Here is a 20,513-nt window from a genome sequence, read left to right as displayed (position 1 = left end):
ACTTAAAGACCTTCTTTTATATGCAAAAATGCCAAAAGCAACATATATGTACTGGCAGAAGAGATTCGATAGAGTTAATCCAGATAAAGAAATTGAAGAGAAAATATTAGAAATAAGAAAGAATAACAAAGATTATGGTTATAGACGTATATATGGTGCGTTACGTAATTTAGGATATATTATAAACAAAAAGAAAGTTCAAAGAATCATACAAAAATTAGGCTTACAGGTTAAATCATTCACTAGAAAAACTAGAAAATACAATTCATATAAAGGGAAAATTGGAAAAACAGCTAAGAATAGAATTAAAAGACGATTCAATACTAATATTCCACATCAAAAAATCACTACAGACACAACTGAATTTAAATATTATGAAGTTAGTAAGAGAGGTAAATTAGTAGTAAAGAAACTTTATTTAGATCCATTTATGGATATGTATAATGGTGAGATAATAAGCTATAGTATAAGTGAGAACCCATCAGCCCAAAGTATAATGGATGCACTAGAAGAAGCTATTAAAGTCACAGCTAAATCCCCTTATAGGAGAACTTTCCACTCTGATCAAGGATGGGCTTATCAAATGAAGGCATACTCGAAAAGGTTAAAAGAAGAACGTATTTACCAAAGTATGTCTAGAAAAGCAAATTGTTTGGATAATTCGGTAATGGAGAATTTCTTCGGAATATTAAAACAAGAGATATACTATGGAACAACATATAATAGTTATAGGGAACTGAAATTAGCTATTGAAAAATATATAAAATACTATAATGAAGAGAGAATAAAAGAGAAACTAGGATGGTTAAGTCCTAAACAATATAGAATAAAACATATGACTGTATAAATATAAAAAAGATAGCGTAGCAGTCATTATAACTACTACGCTATCCTAAGTCTAACTTTTTGGGGTCAGATCATTCCATCGAAAGTCTTATAATAATTATTTAGTATATTCTGCAACTAATGCTAATACTTCTTCAGTTGTTGAACACATAATAGCTTTATCAACTAATTCTTTCATTTTATCTAATGATAAGTTTTTGATTTGGCTACGTGCTTGAAGAATTGAAGTAGCTGACATAGAGAACTCATCTAATCCCATACCTAATAGTAATGGAATAGCTAAGCTGTCTCCAGCCATTTCTCCACACATTCCTGTCCATTTACCTTCTTTGTGAGATGCTTCAATAACATTTTTCACAAGACGTAAGATTGCTGGGTTGTATGGTTGGTATAAGTATGATACTTTTTCACTCATACGGTCTGCAGCCATAGTGTATTGAACTAAGTCGTTAGTACCGATTGAGAAGAAGTCTACTTCTTTAGCAAAGATATCAGCGATAACAGCAGTTGATGGAATTTCAACCATGATACCTAATTCGATATCGTTACTTACTGCAACACCTTCTGCTACTAGTTTTTCTTTTTCTTCTAAGAATAGTGCTTTAGCATCTCTGAATTCTTGAACTGTAGCAATCATTGGGAACATTACACAAAGTTTACCGTAAACAGATGCACGTAATAATGCTCTAAGTTGAGTTCTGAATAAGTCTTTTTCTTCTAGGCAAAGACGAATTGCTCTAAATCCTAAGAATGGATTCATTTCTTTTGGTAAATCTAAGTATGGTAATTCTTTATCTCCACCGATATCTAAAGTACGAACTACAACAGGTCTGTCACCCATTCCTTCTAATACAGCTTTGTAAGCTTCGAATTGTTCTTCTTCAGTTGGTAGTTGATCACGTCCCATGTATAAGAATTCTGTACGGTATAATCCTACAGCTTCTCCACCGTTATTATTAACACCTTCTAAGTCAGCTGGTGTACCGATGTTTGCAGCTAAAAGTACTTCATGACCATCTTTAGTAACAGATTTTTCTGAAACTAGTTTAGCCCATTCAGCTTTTTGCTCTTCAAATTTAACGTGTTTTTCTTTTAATTCAGCTGTAGTAGCTTCATCTGGATTTACATATACAACACCATCTAATCCATCAAGAATAAGAACATCTCCATTCTTAACTTCTTCAGTAATTGTACTAGTTCCTACTACTGCAGGAATTTCTAATGATCTTGCCATGATAGCTGAGTGAGAAGTACGTCCTCCAATGTTTGTAGCAAAACCTTTAACATATTGTTTGTTTAGTTGCGCAGTATCAGATGGAGTTAAGTCTTCTGCAATAACGATAACTTCTTCATCGATTAAGCTTGGGTTTGGTAAGTCTACACCTAGTAAGTGTGCTAAAATACGTTTAGAAACGTCACGAATATCAGCAGCACGTTCTTTCATGTAGTCATTGTCCATTGATTCAAACATTGAAACAAACATATCTGAAGTTTCTTTTAATGCATATTCAGCGTTAATTTCTTTTGATTGAATATCAGTTTTAACAGTTCCCATAAATTCTGGGTCTTCTAAAATTAATAAGTGGGCTTCGAAAATAGCTGCTTTATCAGCACCTAAGTTTTCGTGAGCTTTATCTTTAATGATTGTTAATTCTTTTTTAGAAATTTCAATCGCATCTTCAAAACGTTTAACCTCAGCAACAACATCTTGAACTTTAACTTCTTTAACTGTTAAGTTTGGCTCAACAAAAATGTATGCTTTAGCAAAAGATATCCCTTGAGAGGCTGCAATACCTTTTAGTTGTAACATTTTATGCTAATCCTTCTTTCTTCATTGTTTCTTCTAATGCTGCTAATGCTTCTGCTTCGTCAGCTCCGTCAGCGTAAATTACGATATCAGCGTCTTTTCCAACTCCAAGACTCATAACACCCATAATTGATTTTAAGTTAACTTTACGTCCGTTGAATTCTAATTCAATGTTTGATTGGAATTTAGATGCAGCTTGTACTAATAAAGTAGCTGGTCTAGCGTGGATTCCTGTTTCATCGATAACTTTAAATTCTTTTTGTAACATAGTCATGTCTCCTTTTATTTAAAAAAATATTTACACTCAAATAATAACACATGAAAGCAATATTTACAAGTATTTTATACTTATCCTATACTAAGATTAGTGCTTATTCTATAACAAAGAAAACAGTTTCTTATCTATATAGTAAGCATTTACTACTCTTCAATTGAAAATAACGTGAAAACATTTTTTTCAGTGTTAACTAGCTTTTCAATCTAAAAATCATAAAAAAAGTATCTGTCACAAGGGAAGTAACGATACTTTTTTATATTATTTATATTAATTAAATTTAAAATTATTATGTTTTTATTTCTATACTGTAAACATATTTATGAAAATTAAACTAATTCTCCACCTAGCTTAATTATAGATTTAAATTTCTCATAATCTTCATGATTTCTATTAAAGTCTCGAGCGTTTTTGTTTACTTCTTTAAAATCAATACCTTGATCTTTAGCGGCAAATACACATCCACAGTAACATTGTCTATAAATATTATAGTCATTACACATTTCTACAGATCTTTTATAACCATTATTCTTTTTAAAATCTGACGGTAGGTAATATATAGAAACTTGTTCCTGAAGAACATATCCTGCTTCGTTTATTACAGTAGCATTTTTCTTAGGACTTAAAGTCAAAGCAGAGGCGAAATAATCGTAACCAAGCTCCTCAGCTTTTTGTGCAGAAGAGTCTAAACGCATTTCATAACAAATATGGCATCTATCTCCACCTTCTCTATCCTCCTCATGTCCTTTTACAGCACTAATAAATTTACTCGGTGCATACTCATCAGCTAAAAATTTTATCTTTTTGTCATTTCTTTTATTGAATTCTTCGACAAAATCTTTTTGAACTAACATACGTTTAATATATTCTTCTTTTGGATGTATGTTAGAGTTCGAGAAAAATATTGTAATATCACTAATCTCAGATAAATATTCTAATACATATGTACTACAAGGAGCACAGCAAGAGTGAATAAGAATTTTCGGACGGAAATTAGTCTTCTCCCATTCTTTTATTAGTTCTTTTAATACATTATCATAATTAATTTTTTGATTTTTATGTCTAGTATTTATAAATTGTTTACTATCAATCATACAAATTTAATCCTTCTAAAATTTCTAATATTTTACTACACAAGTTTAATATACTTTAATTTATTTTACAATTAATATCATTTCTAATTAAAAGATATTATCAATAACTCCTTTAAACAATTATAAAAATAGGTTCCGAAAAATGAAATTTTAACATTTCAAACTTATCGAAACCCATTGTTTATTAGTTATTCAACTTTATATGTTATTCCTAAATGTTGATATGCTTTAGGTGTTGCGCGACGTCCTCTAGGCGTACGTTCTATAAATCCTTCTTTTACAAGATATGGCTCATATACATCTTCTATAGTAATACTTTCTTCACCTATAGTCACAGCGATTGTTTCAAGACCTACAGCACGACCATCATAACGTTTAATTAAACATTCAAGTATTTTATAGTCAATATTATCAAGACCTTTAGCATCTACTTGTAGTAAATCCAACGATTCAACAGCTAAGTCCTTAGCTATAACACCATCATTTTTTACTTGAGCGAAGTCTCTTACACGTTTAAGAAGCCTATTCGCTATTCGAGGTGTTCCACGAGATCTCATCGCAATTTCATACGAACTCTCTTCATCAATATCACATTCAAAAATATCAGATGTTCTTTCTATAATATTTTGCAATTCAGAAATAGTATAAAATTCCAGACGACAATGCACACCGAATCTATCTCGAAGGGGCGCAGTTAATGCCCCAGCTCTAGTAGTTGCCCCCACCAATGTGAATGGTGGTAGTTCAATTCTAATACTGCGAGATTCTTCACCTTTACCAATTACTATATCAAGATAAAAATCTTCCATCGCAGAATATAGTATCTCTTCAATAGATCTACTTATTCTGTGGATTTCATCGATAAAAAGAACATCACCTGGTTCAAGACTAGTTAATATAGCAGCTAAATCTCCAGATTTCTCTATCGCAGGCCCTGAAGTATATTTGATCCCCACTTCCATCTCATTTGCAATAATTGTCGCAAGTGTTGTCTTACCTAATCCAGGAGGACCATATAATAAGCAATGATCTAGAACCTCACCACGAAGTTTTGCAGCCTCTATAAATATTTTCAAATTACTTTTTATCTGTTCTTGTCCTATATATTGACTAAGAAACTTCGGTCTTAAAGACTGTTCTTCACGCTCCTCACCAAAATTTTGGCTTGCAGATACCATTCTATCTTCCATAATTTCCTCCTTTCATCAATTATGCACTAATTAATAATTTTAATCCTTGTTTTACATATTCATCTACACCAGAGAAGTCGAATGCTGATAATTTTTTCTCGATTTTTGCAAGTTCTTTTTTGCTATATCCTAGAGCTTCCAATGCTAACATTGCATCACTTAGATAATTATTTACAGCAGTTGGAGCACTACTAATATTAGTCATACTAAAATCAACTTTACCTTGCAAATCAAGAATAATTTGTTGAGCAGATTTTTTCCCAATCCCCGGAAACTTCGTTAAATATTTTACATCTTGATTCTCTATAGCTCCAATAATTTCTTCACTAGTTCCTCCAGCCAATATAGCTAAAGCACTCTTAGGTCCTACACCTTTTACTTTTAACAATAGTAAAAATACTTTTTTCTGATCTTTATTAGAAAATCCATAAAGTATATTAGAATCTTCTCTTACCTGTTGACTTATAAAAACTATTTTTTCTTCATTTAATTGATATTCATATGGATTAGCAACAACTACTTCATAGCCTATTCCATTATTATCAATAACGATATTTGTCGGATTAATTTCCGAAATTTTTCCTTTAATATATGCGTACATTACATTCACACTCCTGTTTGATTATTTAATTATAAAATTAATCGTAAAAAATCTCAAGTGTTTTATTTAATCAAAATAATTCCTTGCTTCATAGATAAAAAAAACTTGGCACATTATGTACCAAGTTCATATTTCTATTTTACTTTATCTAAATCAACATTCATAACTTTTGCAGTTGCTTCTACTTTTTTATAAGCATCTTGATCCACATCAGTAAATCCAGTGATACTGAACATTTTCGTGAATAATTCTTTCATTTTTGGATCATTTTCAACATCACGAAGAGCTTTTTCTAATTTCTCTTGTAATTCTTTATCCATTTTGCTAGAAGTTGTAACCATAACACCAGGAATCATATCACTAGTTGCTAATTTTTGAATATCAGTTTTTGCTTGTGGGAAGTCTTTAGCATATCTATCCTCCACTCCATCAAATGTCGCAATTACATCAACATCTTTGTTAAGAAGTAGTTGTAAGCTCTTATCATGTCCACCACTAAATTGATAACTAATATCTTTATCTAAGTTAAGACCTGCTTCAACTAACATAGCACCAGGATAAATATATCCTGATGAAGATGAAGGATCTACGAATGCTACTTTTTTACCTTTAACATCTTGAAGTGATTTAATACCAGAATCTTTTCTTACATATAATTCAGCAGTGTATCCAGGTTTCCCTGTCTTACCTTTTGATGTTAGTATAGGTTTTGCACTACTTTGTTTCTGAGCTAGTAGTGATGAAAATGGAGGAATGATACCAAAGTCAACACTTCCACTGCCTAAACCTTCAACTACACCAATATAGTTACTAGCTGTGAAAGCTTCTACTTTTACTCCTAATCTTTCAGAAAGGTAATCAGAGATTGGTTTAAGATCTTCTACAAGTTTCTCACTATTTTTCAGAGGAACAAATCCCATTTTTATAACTTTTTCTTCTTTTTTCGTTTCAGTCTTTGCAGTACATCCAACGATAGAAAAGACAAAAATAAAACTAAATAACGCCAATAATATTTTCTTCATATTATTTCCTCCTCGATATTTTAAAAATAAATTTGATATAATTTTAACACAAAAAATACAATATATCTAGCTTTTATAACAAAATAATAACTTTTTTCAATAATAATTTTACATATTATTAAAATAATGTTCGGTAATTACTAATAAATTTTTGAATATTTTCATAATACGAGAAGAAAAACTCAATATAAACCGTAATTTAGGCATAAAAAAAACACCTTATAAAAAGATGAGTAAAAATTGGAGGCGGCTACCGGATTTGAACCGGTGATCAAGGTTTTGCAGACCCGTGCCTTACCACTTGGCTAAGCCGCCTAAAGATATTAATTTTTAATGGGGCGGCTGAGGGGAATCGAACCCCCGAATGTCGGAACCACAATCCGATGCGTTAACCACTTCGCCACAGCCGCCATATCAAGAACAATATTTATTATACATTTTTCATCAAATTATGTCAAGAACTTTTTTAATTATTTTCAAATAAAGAAATAATTCCCTTTAACGTAATTGTTAAAGAGAATTATTTTGTAACATATTATTTAGTATTTTTTCTTCTTCTTAGTACATATACTAAACAAATTAAGGCAAGTCCTACAAAAGTTGTAGGTAAAGCTAATGTTCCTGTTTTAGCTAATAGAGAATTTGATTTACCAACAGTTCCAAGATTTACTTGAGAATCGTTCGCCACCATTCCTTGATCTTTAGCTACATCTGCTAAACCAACACTTGTTTTATCTTTATCCTTATCTTTCTTAAATACATCGCCAAGTAATGTTGATAATTTAGATTTTCCTTTACTTACTTTTTCTGATGCTTTTTTAAGAGTTTCTAATGCATTGTTTACTTCATCTTGTTTTGCATTTGCATTAGATAATACTAAATTAGCTACTTTAAGAGCTTCTTTATATTCATTCTTAGCTGTTTCATCTGCATCTTTAAAGCTATCTTGTGATGCAAGGTCACCATTTTTCTCTACCTCAGCCGCAAGCTCTTTTTTATCTACACTTGGAGCTTCTGCTTTTGGTTGTTCCACTTTACCAGTATATTCTTTAGGAGCTTCTACTTTTTCTGGTTCTACAACTGCACCGGCTTGCACTCCTGTGTATTCTTTTGGCTCTTCTGCTTTTGCAGGATCAACTACTGCACCTGATTGCTCTCCTGTGTATTCTTTAGGACCTTCCGCTTTCTCTGGCTCTACCACTGCGCCTGCTTGTACTCCTGTGTACTCTTTAGGTGCTTCTGTTTTTTCTGGTTCAACAATCGCTCCTGCTTGTACTCCTGTGTATTCTTTTGGTGCTTCTACTTTTTCTGGCTCACCTTTTGCTTCTTGCGGTTTAACACCAGTAAGTTTAGAGATAGCTGCATTTAACTCTTCAACAGCTTTATTTACTTCTTCTTGTGTTGCATGTTCATCTTCTAATAGTTGTTTAGCTTTATTAATTGCTTTGTTGTACGCCTCTTTAGCATCTAATGAAGCATATTCATACTTATCACTATCTGTTGTAGCTTTGAAATTATCAGAAGCTAGTTTTAATTGACTCTTATCTACTTTAACCTCTTCTTTAGGAGCATTTTTCTCTACAAGAGCCACAAAATTACTAAATCCATCTACTGTAAAGACGAACTTACCATCTACTACTTCACCATTAACCGGTTCAATTGTTCCATCTTTTTTCTCATGACCAAATTTCGCTGGCGCTTTATCTAATGATAAAGTAACTTTTCTAGTTCCATCAACTTCTACAACTTTATTATTTCTATCTTCTAAATGGATATCATAAAATACTACATCATATTTAGTTAAATCAATCTTACTGTCAGTTAACTGTTTAAGTATTTTTTCCTTGCTAGCTTTTTCTACATCACTAACTACAAGTTTATAATCATTATAAAGTTTAGCTTCACCAAACTCAACTGTTGCTGGTGTAGTTGCACCTTCAGCAGTTGTTACGCTAGCTACTTTTTGAGCAACACTTAATTGTAACTCTTTTGTATTACGACCGTTTCCTACAACAAGTTCAAAATTATTTTCAGAAGATCTATATCCCTCAGGTAATACTACTTCAACAGTATACTTACCATTATTTAATCGTTTTTGGAATTCTTTCTCACTATATAAACTTCTTGATAATTCTGTTTTTTCACCTTGTTCATTTGTAACAAATACTTTTGCTCCAGCAGGTATAACTTTATCAAACTTAATTATTGTCGTGTTTCTCTTTTGTTCTTCGAATGTAAATTCTACCGTTTTAGTTGAATCATCTTTAGTAATTTCAAAAGCAACTTCTTTAGGACTAGTTAATTTAAGAGCTTCATCAGTTAAAACTACTTGTACAGTATATTTACCATATGGCAGAGCTGTTAGGTTCTTACCATTCTTCGTGAAGTCTTCTCCAACTAACTCACCTTTTTCATTTTTTATAGCATATCTTACGTTAGTAGAATAATCCCCTGTTCCATCTTTAGCTGTAGTTTTAACCTCTACAGTACCTTTTTCAGTATTTTGAACTTTTGAAATACCAACACTATCTTTGTTTCCTGCAAAGTCAGCCACTTCATAAGTAAATTTATCAAGAGATACTTTCTCTGGAAGAGTAAATGTACCATCAATATTTGGTTCAACCACAACTTCTTGCTCTACAGTTTTACCGTCTTTACCTTTTTTAGTCACTTTATAGCTTAATTTTTTATAAAGCACTCCACTTCCATTTTCTTTTACAGCATAAGGTTTAAATGTTCTAGTTTTTTCATCATAAACTCCACCTGTACCAACGATTTGTGGTGCAACTCTATCAAGTGTAACGTTAAATGCTGTTTCCTGCATTTTCGCACCTGTTGCAACAGGACTATAGCTAACTACATACTGATATTCACCATCTGGTAATGGATTACCATCCTTATCTTGACCTTTCCAGTTTGTTTCAGTAACTAACACAGCTTTTTTATTAGTAGCTTTGTTATGGAAGAAGTTCTTTTTACCAGAAACATTACCATTTTCATATAATGGATTTTTACGTTCAACATCATCTTTAGAATAAACTGATAATTTAAGATTTTCATAGTTTCTTAAGAATGTTGCTTTAAATCCAATTTCATCGTGCTGTCTATCACCATTTGGAGAAAATGCTAATTTACCAAAATAATTAGACTTACTCTTAGGATCAGTATACTCTCCTAAAACTTTTATATGTTTATCTTCACCATTTACATCAACAGTAACTAATGAAGTAAAGTTATTTTTATCATCACGCTCTGTTGTATTAGGTTTATAGTAATAGAATGGTTTCTCATTTCCTTTAAATTCATATATTGGTTTTTCAACTACAGGTAGATTTTGGAACTCACCTTTAAAACCAACATATGGAATTCCAGCAACTGCCGTATTAGTATCTTTAGGATCAAAGAATCTTACAAATCCTTCAAGATAATAACCATTTGGCATTTGCCCTTCTAATTCATTTCTAAATTGTGTAGCATCTACAGTAATTGTAACAGATTTTTCTCCTTTAGCAGGAACAACTACTGTTTCTCCTCCATCACTTTCTGATAATTGTCTTGGTTTCAGTGTAATTTGTCCATTTTCTACACCATCAGTATTTAAATAAGACTTGTAGACAAGTTCTTTAGGTTGATTAGATAAGTTATGTAGTACTACATTAAACTTAAATGTATCTTGAACATTACCAAGAGAAATACTTCCATAATCATTGTCTCCAGTTACATATAAATCACCAAAAGCTGCTTTAGATACATCAATAACCCCAGCACCTTGTTGTCTAGGTGACGTAAATGCTTTTGTTTCATTATTATAATTTGGAATCGCAGTACTCATTAGTAGGTGTTTAATTAATTTCTGTAATTCTTCACCTTGTAGGTCTGGATATCTTTCTTGGAATACTTGTCTCATTAAAGATACAGCTCCAGCTACGTGTGGAGACGCCATACTTGTTCCACTATCTAATCCATATGTTCCATTATTGAATGATGAATAAACATCACCACCAGGTGCCGTAACATCTGGCTTGAACAGTCCATCTCCAGTTACACCCCAACTTGTAAAATCAGCAAGTTGATTGGCTTGTGGGTGAGGTCTCTTACTAAAATGTCCAGTGAATTTTAATTTGTAATAATCCGGATAAGTCGCTAATAAATTACCGAATTTATATCCAACGAACACTACAGGGAAGTCACTATCGTAATTGTTTAATGCAACATTAAGTAACTCTTCTCCACCTTCTTTAGTATTGTATAAGATAGCCCCGGCAGCTCCTGCTTTTTTAGCAGCTGCTACTTTATCCGCAAAGGTATTTCCACCTCCACGCATCATCACTGCAACTTTACCTTTTACATCTTGATTTTTAAAATCATTTTCTAAACCATATCCAGCATTAAAGTATGAGTATTCAGTTTTCGGATTAAATCTTTTAGCAAATGGTCTTATTGTAGCTTCACCATTATCCCATTCTTCATTTCCTTCTAATCCAACAACAGTCATTACTTCAGTATTCATAACACTATTGTTTATAGCTGCTACAGCTATTGAGTCAGGAGTTACAGATGGTGTTCCGATTAATCCATAATCTGGGTTTGATGCACTTGGTTTGCTCTGACCATTTCCAAATACATTATCATTACCAGCTGCAACTACAACATTGACTCCCGCTTTTTTAGCAAGTGCGATTGCATCGATAGTACCTTGTCCAACTTCTGTTACCGCTCCTGCAGTAGCACCTAGACTCATATTAATAGAATCAGCTCCTAATTTAACAGCATCTTCTATAGCTTTAACATATAAAAACGTACTTGTTTTTGCTCCACCTTGTTTATCCGAGAAAACTCTCATAAAGATTAATTGTGATTCTGGAGCAACACCTGCTACATATTCATTATTCGGTGCTTTTTTTGTTGGATTACCTACTGAAGTTCCAACAACGTGCATACCGTGAGACTTATCTTTTTTCTCTTTTAAGTTATTATCCCAATCGTAGTAGTTAAATGCATAAATCAGTTTATCACTATACCATTTACCATAGTCAATTCCAGCTTTTTCTCTTACGGCTTCTAGTTCCGCTTTATTTTTATATTTAGCTTTACTAGCATCAGTTAAATGTAAAATATCATGATTAGGATCTAAACCTGAGTCAATAACCGCTACGACTCTTCCTTGACCTTTATAACCTTTATCCCAAAGACCTTGAACACCTATTATTCTATTACTATCGATAACAGTGTTTTTTAAAGCAGTATCATCTTCATCGTTTTTAGTTGTAGTTTCAGGAACCTCATAGTCAACACTCACTTCAACACTGTTTACAAAATCCATAGCTTGAATTTTTTTAGCATCAGCATAAGAAGTTTCTAGAGAAAATCCATTTAAAAGCGTATCATATTCAAATAATACTTTATAATCAATACCTTTATCTTTAATTTCTTTTAATGCTCTTTCACGAGGTTCTTTAGTACTTTTCTCACGTTCTTTTCTACCTTCTTCAGTTTTCAAAGAATTAGGATCAACTTTGTCCTCTTTTAAAGAAACAATAATTTTAACTTTGTCCTCATCTTTAAAAGTATGTGCAGAAGCATTAGATACGGCTTCAGCCTTTCCATTCTCTTCAGCATATACCCAATTTTTCTGTAAATTATTAAAATCCATTACATGTAGATTCGTAAGTAGTAATGTAGCTGTTACGAACGATACAGCAGCTTTTTTTCTAAATTGCATTATTCCTCTCCTTTTTTAAGTTTATTTTAATTACATTTCTCTATTTAAACATATATTATCTGTAAAATCAATAGATTTTTCTGTTTAATTATAAAAAAATAAAGAAAAAACCTAGTTTCCTAAGTTTCTTCTTTATTTTTATTCATGTATTTCTAATGGTAAGCCATCTGGATCAAAGAAAAACGCCATTTTTTTATTATCGAAGTCATCGTATCTCAACTCTTCATGAGGAATACCTAGTTCATTAAACTTTTTTAGAACCGCTTCTACATCATCTACTTTAAAAGCTAAATGCCTTAATCCACTATGTTTCGGATTTGGAATCTTAGGTCTCAACGGAGCATCATCTTTAATAAAAATTTCTAAAACAAGATTTCCTTGTCTTACATTCAATATTATATCATTCTTCTCTGGGCGATTATATTCACTAATAAGCTCAAATCCTAACTTATCTACGTAAAATTCTTTTGTTTTATTATAGTTTGTTCCTATAATCGCTATATGATGCACATTTTTAAACATTTTAATACATTTCCTTATTTAATTTTTTTACTATATTTATTGCCAGAGCTAGCTCCTGAGGATTCACTTCTTCATAGTCACCTTTGTCAGTATATCTATAAGTTACATCTACTCCTGTTGTCGTCGGATCAATTCCATACTTTTTAAAAGTTCCATGAACTTGAGTAACTCCTGTTTCTTTAATAATATATTCAATATTCTCAGTTGTAATCCCCGCACCTGCAAGAATCTCAATTTTATCCCCAAATTTTTCTTGAAGCTGTTTTAAAAGTTTTACACTCTTATTCACATTTTCACCTAGTCCACTAGTCAAAACTCTTGTACAACCTAATTCAATTAATCGTTGAATATTGTATTCTGGTTCATCTGAACAATCAAAAGCTCTATGAAAGACACTTTCTGCTTCAAAACTTTTACATAGGTTTATCATCTCCTCTGTATCTTTCCAGTCAATTTTTCTATCTTCATTTAGAAAACCAAAAACTATTCCTTTTGCACCATGTTCAAGTAGTTCTCTAGCTTCTCTAAACATTTGTTCTTTTTCTATTTCAGAATAGCAAAATCCCCCTCCCCTAGGTCTTACCATCGCCATTATAGGTATTTCAACACCATTTTCAAGAGCCATATCTAGAACTGTCAATGTTGGTGTTAAACCACCTAGATAACTTGCACTGATTAATTCTATTCTATCTGCACCTTCATTTTGCGCTACTAAACAATCCTGTATACTATTAGCACATACTTCAATTTTAATCATTTCAAATTCTCCTTCAATTTCTATAATTAATTATAACATAAATTCAAATAACTCGAATAGCTTACTCCCTATAAAATAATTCATTTTTATTAATCTTTAAAAGTTAAATAAGGATATGTGAAATTAATCATCATATCCTTATTTATATCTACATTGTAGATTATATTATTTTCCACCAAATATAGATGTTCTAAAATCTTTAGTTTGATCTAAATAAGCTTTAAATATAGCTTTCTTAAGTTTAAGAACTCTACTATTTGTATCAGGGTATACTTGTGCTGTGAAATCTGCAGCATCTTCTCTAACCGCTGTTTCAATCATTTTCTCAAGTACACTTATATCAGTAACTGTTACATTTTTTTGTCGTCCCCATGGGCCATTTGGATCGAAGAAGCTAACTCTATTTAATTTACTGAATTGTTCTACTCTTTCTTTATACATATCTTTCTTGAATTCAACCCAAGATTTATATTTATTATTGAATACTTTCTCAAGTACTAAGTCATCAGTAACCAATCCTATTTCTTTACCATAAGATCTTATCTTACTTCCTCTATCTTTCGCTTCTTTTTCATATTGATTAGAAATGTATGGAACCATACCTTCTTTATAACCTTTAGCAGCTAATAGTTCAAATGCCATACGGCGTCCCATTAAGTCACCTGGAGTTCCTATTTTACTACTTAAAGCAGAATAGATTGGTGAGAATAGATTTATTGTATAATATCCATTTCTTTCATACTTACCTTGGTCTATATATCCTCTTTTTGTAATAACATCATTTTCAATTAATTTATCGAATGAAGTTAAATTATTAATTTCATCAGAAGTTAATCTACGAACAGCATTTGTTGCATAAACATAATTTCCATCAGGATCTTTCTTGTATACATTCTCAATTTTTCTTAATAAGTCGTTTTTCTCATTGTAACCTAATTTAGCTACAGCACGACCTTCTAATATTTCAAGAGTATATATTAAATCGAACATATTATGCATATAACTATGTAAGTCTTCTGCATTACTGAATCTTTGAGTTGGATCCGCTATTTGAAGTCTTGTTGATTCTTCTGATTTATCATATTTCAACACAGAGTTAATTGTTATTGTTGGATCGTATGGGTGGTCAGGAGCTTGTAGTAATCCTTTTGCAAAAAACTCAGGCCCTAATCCGCTTCTTCTTCCATATCCTCCAAAATAAATCTCTCTATCAGAGTTATGTGTCATTTCATGAGTATAAGTTACCGCACCATTTTTATCTAGCATACGATAAGCCATATAGTAGAATGCATCACCTGTAGCATATGCACCGTGTTTGTTGTGAACAACATTGTTTCCAGCTGGTCCAAAGAAGTTTTTTATAACCGGATTATTAGTTTCAAAATTCGCTTCTTGTGTCTCTTTATTTTTATCATTACCAAATCTGAATGCATCATAAACTAGAACACTTCTAAATAATTTTTCTTTATTATCATTATCTAGAATTTTATACCAATAATCATAATGATCTCTAAATCGTTTAGCAGCTTCTTGTGCATTATCTTCAACAAATTTATTTAATTTTTCTCCCTTAGGATATTCATTACTTCTATATCTATCATAAGCTCCAAATCCTATAGTTGAAATATTGGCAATCATAAATATCATTTTTTCTTCTGGTAATGTTAATAATGGTAAGACCATACTTTGATATTTCCATGAAGGACTAGTTAATCTATCATAAACACCTATAGAATGTTCAGTTCCTTGTTCTGATTGTTTAGAACTTACTTCGGGAATAGTAGATTTTTCTTCAACAATATAAGCTTTTGATTGTTTTTTGAACCAATCGTTATTAGTTGTATTTGGTAGGAATACTTTTCTATAACCTTCTAAAGCTTTAAATAAACTTTCAGTTCCATAATTTTTCGATAATAATACATTATAAGTAATTACATTATTTTTAGCTAATAAATTGTTAAATCCAGATTTACCTAGCTCAATAACATTATCTAATGCAGAACTATTAGATTTACCAAAGAAGTCCAAATGATATAATACTAAATCTTTTGCACTTGCATTATCATATTTAAAATTATACCAACGTTCTAGATAAGTTAATCCTAGAAGTAAAGCTTCTTTATTATTCTTAATTTTTTCTATTACATAATTGTCTATTATTGAATTATTATTTTCAGCTATCGCCGCATCAGCAGAAAGAAGTTTTGATAAACTATCTTCAATGTTTAATTGTGTTTTAGTAAATTGTTCATCTAGATATAATTCTGTTAATTTTATATCATTTGAAATATCTAATACTTTTCTAACAGCACCTGAATCATATCGAACAGATTTCAGATCATTTAAAACAGCTTTTACAATATTATTATAACTATGTAATAATGTATTAGGTGTGTATATTAGATTTGTATTAGTTATTTCATATTCTGCTACTTTAGAGAAATCTTGTTGGTATTTTACATCCAATGTTTGAGATGAATTATCTGAATAATGTAGTAATAGTTTATTAATTCTACTTTTATCTTTATTAATATCAGTAATTACTTCTTTATCCCTCATTGGAACTACTGATAAAAGATTTTTAGTAAATAAATCACTATTTTTATCTACAAGATTACCATACTTGACTATAGTCTCTCTATTGTAGAAAGGTAGTAATTTTTCAATATTTTTATATGCTCTTAATCTAGAAACATCAGCATCGTTTAAGTTTTTATAATCTGTTTCATATCTAGAAGAGAAATTGAAATCTTCTGTTTTAATATTATTTTTATGAACAAGAACATCCTTTTTCTCTGCAACTTGGTTACTTTCAAGTAATGTACCTCTTTGGACATATGAATCCTTACTTACAACCTCATCATTCTCTTGTACTACATTGACTACCTTATTATTTTTATTGCTATAAGTGTTAGTTGCTTTTATACCGTCAAAATTATAACCCGCAATAGCATTACCATTCGTTACATTAACGTCGCTTAATACATTTGTAAGTTGACCTGAGTTTCTTTCATCTGATGATTCTCTATCCCAAAGATACCCTGCAACTCCTCCAACATTACCAAAAGGCTTCACATTATTAAGATTTCCTTCAACATAACTATTACTAATAGTTGCCTTTTTATCAACAACTCCTGCTATACCACCAACAACCTGATCTCCTGTGTTAGCATTTGTCGCCATATCGATAGATGAAATTGATTTTTCTATTAAAGAACCAGCCCCTGAAAGTTTTCCAACTAAACCACCTATTTGATAAGTAGCTGTTGTATCATAAGTATTAGTTATTCTTCCCGTAAAACTACTTTCAGAAATTGTAGAGTTAGTTACTTGAGGAACCAAACCTCCAATGCTACGTTCACCAGCAATTACACCTGATGAATGAACATTAGTAATTGTAGTACCATTTTTCGCATCTTTCGCAATTGTTGCAGCATCTTCTTTAGAAGAAACATTTGCTTCTTTTATTGAAAGATCTTTAATAGTAGCATGACTTAAAGCTTTAAACAATGGTTTTTTCAAGTTATATATAGCATAGTTCTTACCATTGGTTGCTCCTATTAATGTACCACTAAACTCTTTATCAATATAGCTTTCTTGACCATCTGAAAGTTCTACTTCACGAGCATCCATAGTTGCCCCTAAACGGAACGTACCATATGGATTAATATTCATAGCATCTACTAGATTTTTAAATGATGTATAAACTCCATTTTCACTATTTACTGTCTTAGGAAGATAGTAAGTATAATTTTCTATAGTACTATTGTTTTCATGTTGGATTAAATTATTAGCTTGTCCTACAATTTTGTAAACATCTTGATTATCTTTTCTAGCACTCTCAATACTCTTAACTGGTAACATAACATCTTTAAAGTTCTCTGATTTCACTTTCATAAAGTAGTCTGTTGGAGTAGCTGGAACACTCGCAAGTGATGTTACATGTCGATACTTATTATTTTCCAAAGTATACAATTCTACATTAGAAATATTTCTAAGTTCTAATTTCTTATCAACTTGCTTCTCTTCTTTAATGTCGTCTTTTTTCTCATCTTTATTACGCTCTAGAGCATCATAGTTAGGTGTAATTTCTTTACCTTTTATTATGCTTCTAATCCAATTTAATTGTGTTGGAGAAAGTATTAATCCACCTGAACGGTTCTCGGCACCATTTTGATGAAGTCCGATCACTTCTCCTTTAGAGTTAAAGATTCCTCCACCACTCATACCAGCTTTTCCACCTTGGTACTGAACACCATAAGTATTATTCGCGTATTTTTGTTCCATTTCAACAGTAGTATCTTTTAAGTGAGTATACTCTCCTCTAGGATATCCGTAAACATTTAACTTATCATTAACATTTACTTTCGAGTAATTTTCTACTAAGTTCGCATGTTGCCTTCTCGTAGATTGAGGTAATGTAATAACTGCTAAATCGTAGATAAATCCTTTCGGATAATCTTTTTTATTATAAAAGTGAATATCATCTGAAGTAAATGAACCTTTTTGTCCATCAGGTGTTTGCCATTCATATGTATTTTTAGCCTTATCTCCTCTAAATTCACCCGTACTATTATCTGCAGAATTATTTATGAAGTTATGTGCTACTGTCAACAATACATTAGGTGCTATAAATGTAGCTGATCCCGTTCCAGATAATGCTTGATTACCTTTAACAAAATTCATTCTAAGCAGTGCACTGGCATTTTTTGGAACATTATTTACTTCTGTTTTATTGCTAGTTTCTACAGTAGGCCTTGGACTTTCTGTTTTCAGTGGTTCTATTTTTCCAGTATATTCCTTCGGCGATTCTATTTTCTCTGGTTCTACTATTGCCCCAGCCTGTACTCCCGTATATTCCTTAGGTGGTTGTACCTTTTCTCGCTCAACTATTGCTCCGGCCTGTACTCCTGTGTATTCTTTCGGTGCTTCTACTTTCTCTGGTTCGACTACCGCCCCAGCTTGTACTCCCGTATATTCCTTAGGTGGTTGTACCTTTTCTGGTTCTACTATCGCTCCTGCTTGTACTCCTGTGTATTCTTTCGGTGCTTCTATTTTTTCTGGCTCGACTATTGCCCCAGCCTGTACTCCTGTGTATTCTTTCGGTGCTTCTACTTTCTCTGGTTCGACTATTGCTCCAGCTTGTACTCCTGTGTATTCCTTCGGTGGCTCTACCTTTTCCGGTTCTACCAAAGCGCCAGAAGTGACTCCACCATATTGAGGCTCTACTTTTTCTGGTTCGACTATTGCTCCAGCTTGCACTCCTGCGTACTCTTTCGGCGCTTCTGCTGTTGCTGGTTCTACTATTGCTCCTGCTTGTACTCCTGTGTACTCTTTCGGTGCTTCTGCTGTTGCTGGTTCTACTACCGCTCCTGCTTGTACTCCTGTATACTCTGGCTTAACTTCTACTGCAGGTTTTACAAGTTTTTCACCCTTAGTAACAACATTACTTACTGCTTTTTTTGTTCCTTTTTCAATTATTTCTGAAACAGGATTCTCTGTTTTTGTAGAAATTAACTCTCTAGAAACTTCTTTCCCCTCTACGGTAAACACCCTTATTACTTCAGTTTTCTTTCCTGCTTTTCCTTGTTGTTTTACTTTTGTTGTTCCTTCAGGCAATTCAGCATTATTTTCTATAATCTGACTATATTGTAATGGTGTTTCTATTTTTTTATCTGAATATAGCAATTCAGGTTTAGTAAGCGTTCCAGCTAATACCTCATCTTGAGGATTCACAGTATTAACTCTTAAAACTTTTTTATCCTCTTTTTTATTAGTATCTTTTAATACTTTTTTATCTTCTCTTTTAGCTGTATTATCTGGTGATATTTTATTTTCTTGTTTTTTATCAGTTACTTTTGTATCTGTAATTTCTTTTGATTGTAGTTGTTTTTTATTATTTTGTTGCGAAGAAGTATTTTCTTTAACATCTTCTTTTACATTTTTAATTTCATCTTCATTTTTAATAAATCCAACAAAACTATATCCAGGAATTGCAGAAATTTCTGGCAACTTATCTCCAACTTTTAAGTTATAATCCATGTTGTATACTGATAAGTGTAAATCCTCCATAGCTCTAACAGGTAACTCTAGCGTAGTTGCCCCCATACTTGTAACTAACAGTATTGATAGGATTTTATGTGATTTATTTTTACCTTTTGCTACAACAACTACTAAAAGTCCTAGCATACCTCCTAGAAGCATACTTCCTACTCCATAATTTAAACCGGTATTTGGTAATTTATTTAACTGTGTTGTTTTAGTCGGTTTAAATACTAAGTAATAAGTCTCATCTTTGCTACTTACAACACTTGGTACTTCTTTTTTTATTAATTCCTTTTCTTTATCAGAAAGATTGTCTTCTCCTACATATTTATAGTGAACAATTGCATTATCTGCAGCCTTCACTACATAATCTTCAGATTGGACAGTCGACACTAAGAAAAAAGATCCTATTGTCATCGAGCAAACTCCAACAGTCAATTTTCTTAACGAAAACTTATTATATTTTTCCCCTAAATATTTTCTCAACTTTATATCCTTCTTTCATATATGATACTTAGATTAATTTCGTTTATAATTAATACATTAATTGTAACCTTTTTCTATTATAAATGCAAGAAAACAGACATAAGCACACCCCTTTGATTTATTAATATTTGTTTTTAATATAAAAAA

11 protein-coding genes and 2 tRNA genes are annotated in these 20,513 nt (G+C 31.7%); 1 reads left to right on the top strand and 12 read right to left on the bottom strand.

The annotated features are described in order from the left end of the window. On the top strand, positions 1–847 hold an 847-nt coding region (locus O3884_RS03185; protein ID WP_371451594.1), incomplete at its 5' end, for an IS3 family transposase. A 96-nt stretch (positions 848–943) separates the two neighbouring features. Here the strand turns inward: O3884_RS03185 and ptsP are convergent. The 12 genes from ptsP to O3884_RS03125 all read right to left on the bottom strand — a co-directional run bounded on the left by ptsP (position 944) and on the right by O3884_RS03125 (position 20,366). Beyond that, a complete protein-coding gene (ptsP, locus tag O3884_RS03180; protein WP_294683407.1) occupies positions 944–2,656 on the bottom strand; it encodes a phosphoenolpyruvate--protein phosphotransferase in 1,713 nt (570 codons plus the stop codon). Position 2,657: 1 nt separating this feature from the next. Further along, entirely contained in the window at positions 2,658–2,921 is a 264-nt protein-coding gene (locus O3884_RS03175) for a phosphocarrier protein HPr (protein WP_003145399.1), read from the bottom strand. Between the two features lie 335 nt (positions 2,922–3,256). Continuing rightward, positions 3,257–4,021, bottom strand: a complete 765-nt coding sequence (locus O3884_RS03170; RefSeq protein WP_294683406.1) for an epoxyqueuosine reductase QueH — start codon at positions 4,019–4,021, stop codon at positions 3,257–3,259. Positions 4,022–4,209: 188 nt separating this feature from the next. After that, positions 4,210–5,211 carry a Holliday junction branch migration DNA helicase RuvB gene (gene ruvB / locus O3884_RS03165; RefSeq protein ID WP_294683405.1) on the bottom strand — a complete coding sequence of 334 codons (1,002 nt, stop codon included), beginning with the start codon at positions 5,209–5,211 and terminating at the stop codon, positions 4,210–4,212. 19 nt (positions 5,212–5,230) lie between these two features. Then, a complete protein-coding gene (gene ruvA / locus O3884_RS03160; RefSeq protein WP_371451591.1) occupies positions 5,231–5,812 on the bottom strand; it encodes a Holliday junction branch migration protein RuvA in 582 nt (193 codons plus the stop codon). Positions 5,813–5,946: 134 nt separating this feature from the next. Continuing rightward, on the bottom strand, positions 5,947–6,834 hold the full coding sequence (locus O3884_RS03155; RefSeq protein WP_003146191.1) for a phosphate/phosphite/phosphonate ABC transporter substrate-binding protein: 888 nt from the start codon (positions 6,832–6,834) through the stop codon (positions 5,947–5,949). 241 nt (positions 6,835–7,075) lie between these two features. Then, positions 7,076–7,149, bottom strand: a tRNA-Cys gene (locus tag O3884_RS03150). 19 nt (positions 7,150–7,168) lie between these two features. Continuing rightward, a tRNA-His gene (locus O3884_RS03145) sits at positions 7,169–7,244 on the bottom strand. Positions 7,245–7,369: 125 nt separating this feature from the next. Next, on the bottom strand, positions 7,370–12,556 hold the full coding sequence (locus O3884_RS03140) for a S8 family serine peptidase (RefSeq protein ID WP_371451589.1): 5,187 nt from the start codon (positions 12,554–12,556) through the stop codon (positions 7,370–7,372). A gap of 138 nt (positions 12,557–12,694) precedes the next feature. Next, on the bottom strand, positions 12,695–13,078 hold the full coding sequence (gloA2, locus tag O3884_RS03135) for an SMU1112c/YaeR family gloxylase I-like metalloprotein (protein WP_371451587.1): 384 nt from the start codon (positions 13,076–13,078) through the stop codon (positions 12,695–12,697). A gap of 1 nt (position 13,079) precedes the next feature. Then, positions 13,080–13,835, bottom strand: coding sequence for a copper homeostasis protein CutC (locus O3884_RS03130; protein ID WP_371451585.1), 756 nt, complete (start codon positions 13,833–13,835; stop codon positions 13,080–13,082). Positions 13,836–14,000: 165 nt separating this feature from the next. After that, positions 14,001–20,366: a ZmpA/ZmpB/ZmpC family metallo-endopeptidase gene (locus O3884_RS03125; protein ID WP_371451583.1), complete on the bottom strand. Its 6,366-nt coding sequence runs from the start codon at positions 20,364–20,366 to the stop codon at positions 14,001–14,003. Between the last annotated feature and the right edge of the window lie 147 nt (positions 20,367–20,513).

The organism is Gemella sp. 20925_1_85, assembly GCF_041433735.1.
Lineage (GTDB): Bacteria > Bacillota > Bacilli > Staphylococcales > Gemellaceae > Gemella.
Note: the sequence above shows the minus strand (reverse complement) of the source record. Positions and strands in the feature narration are given on the sequence as shown.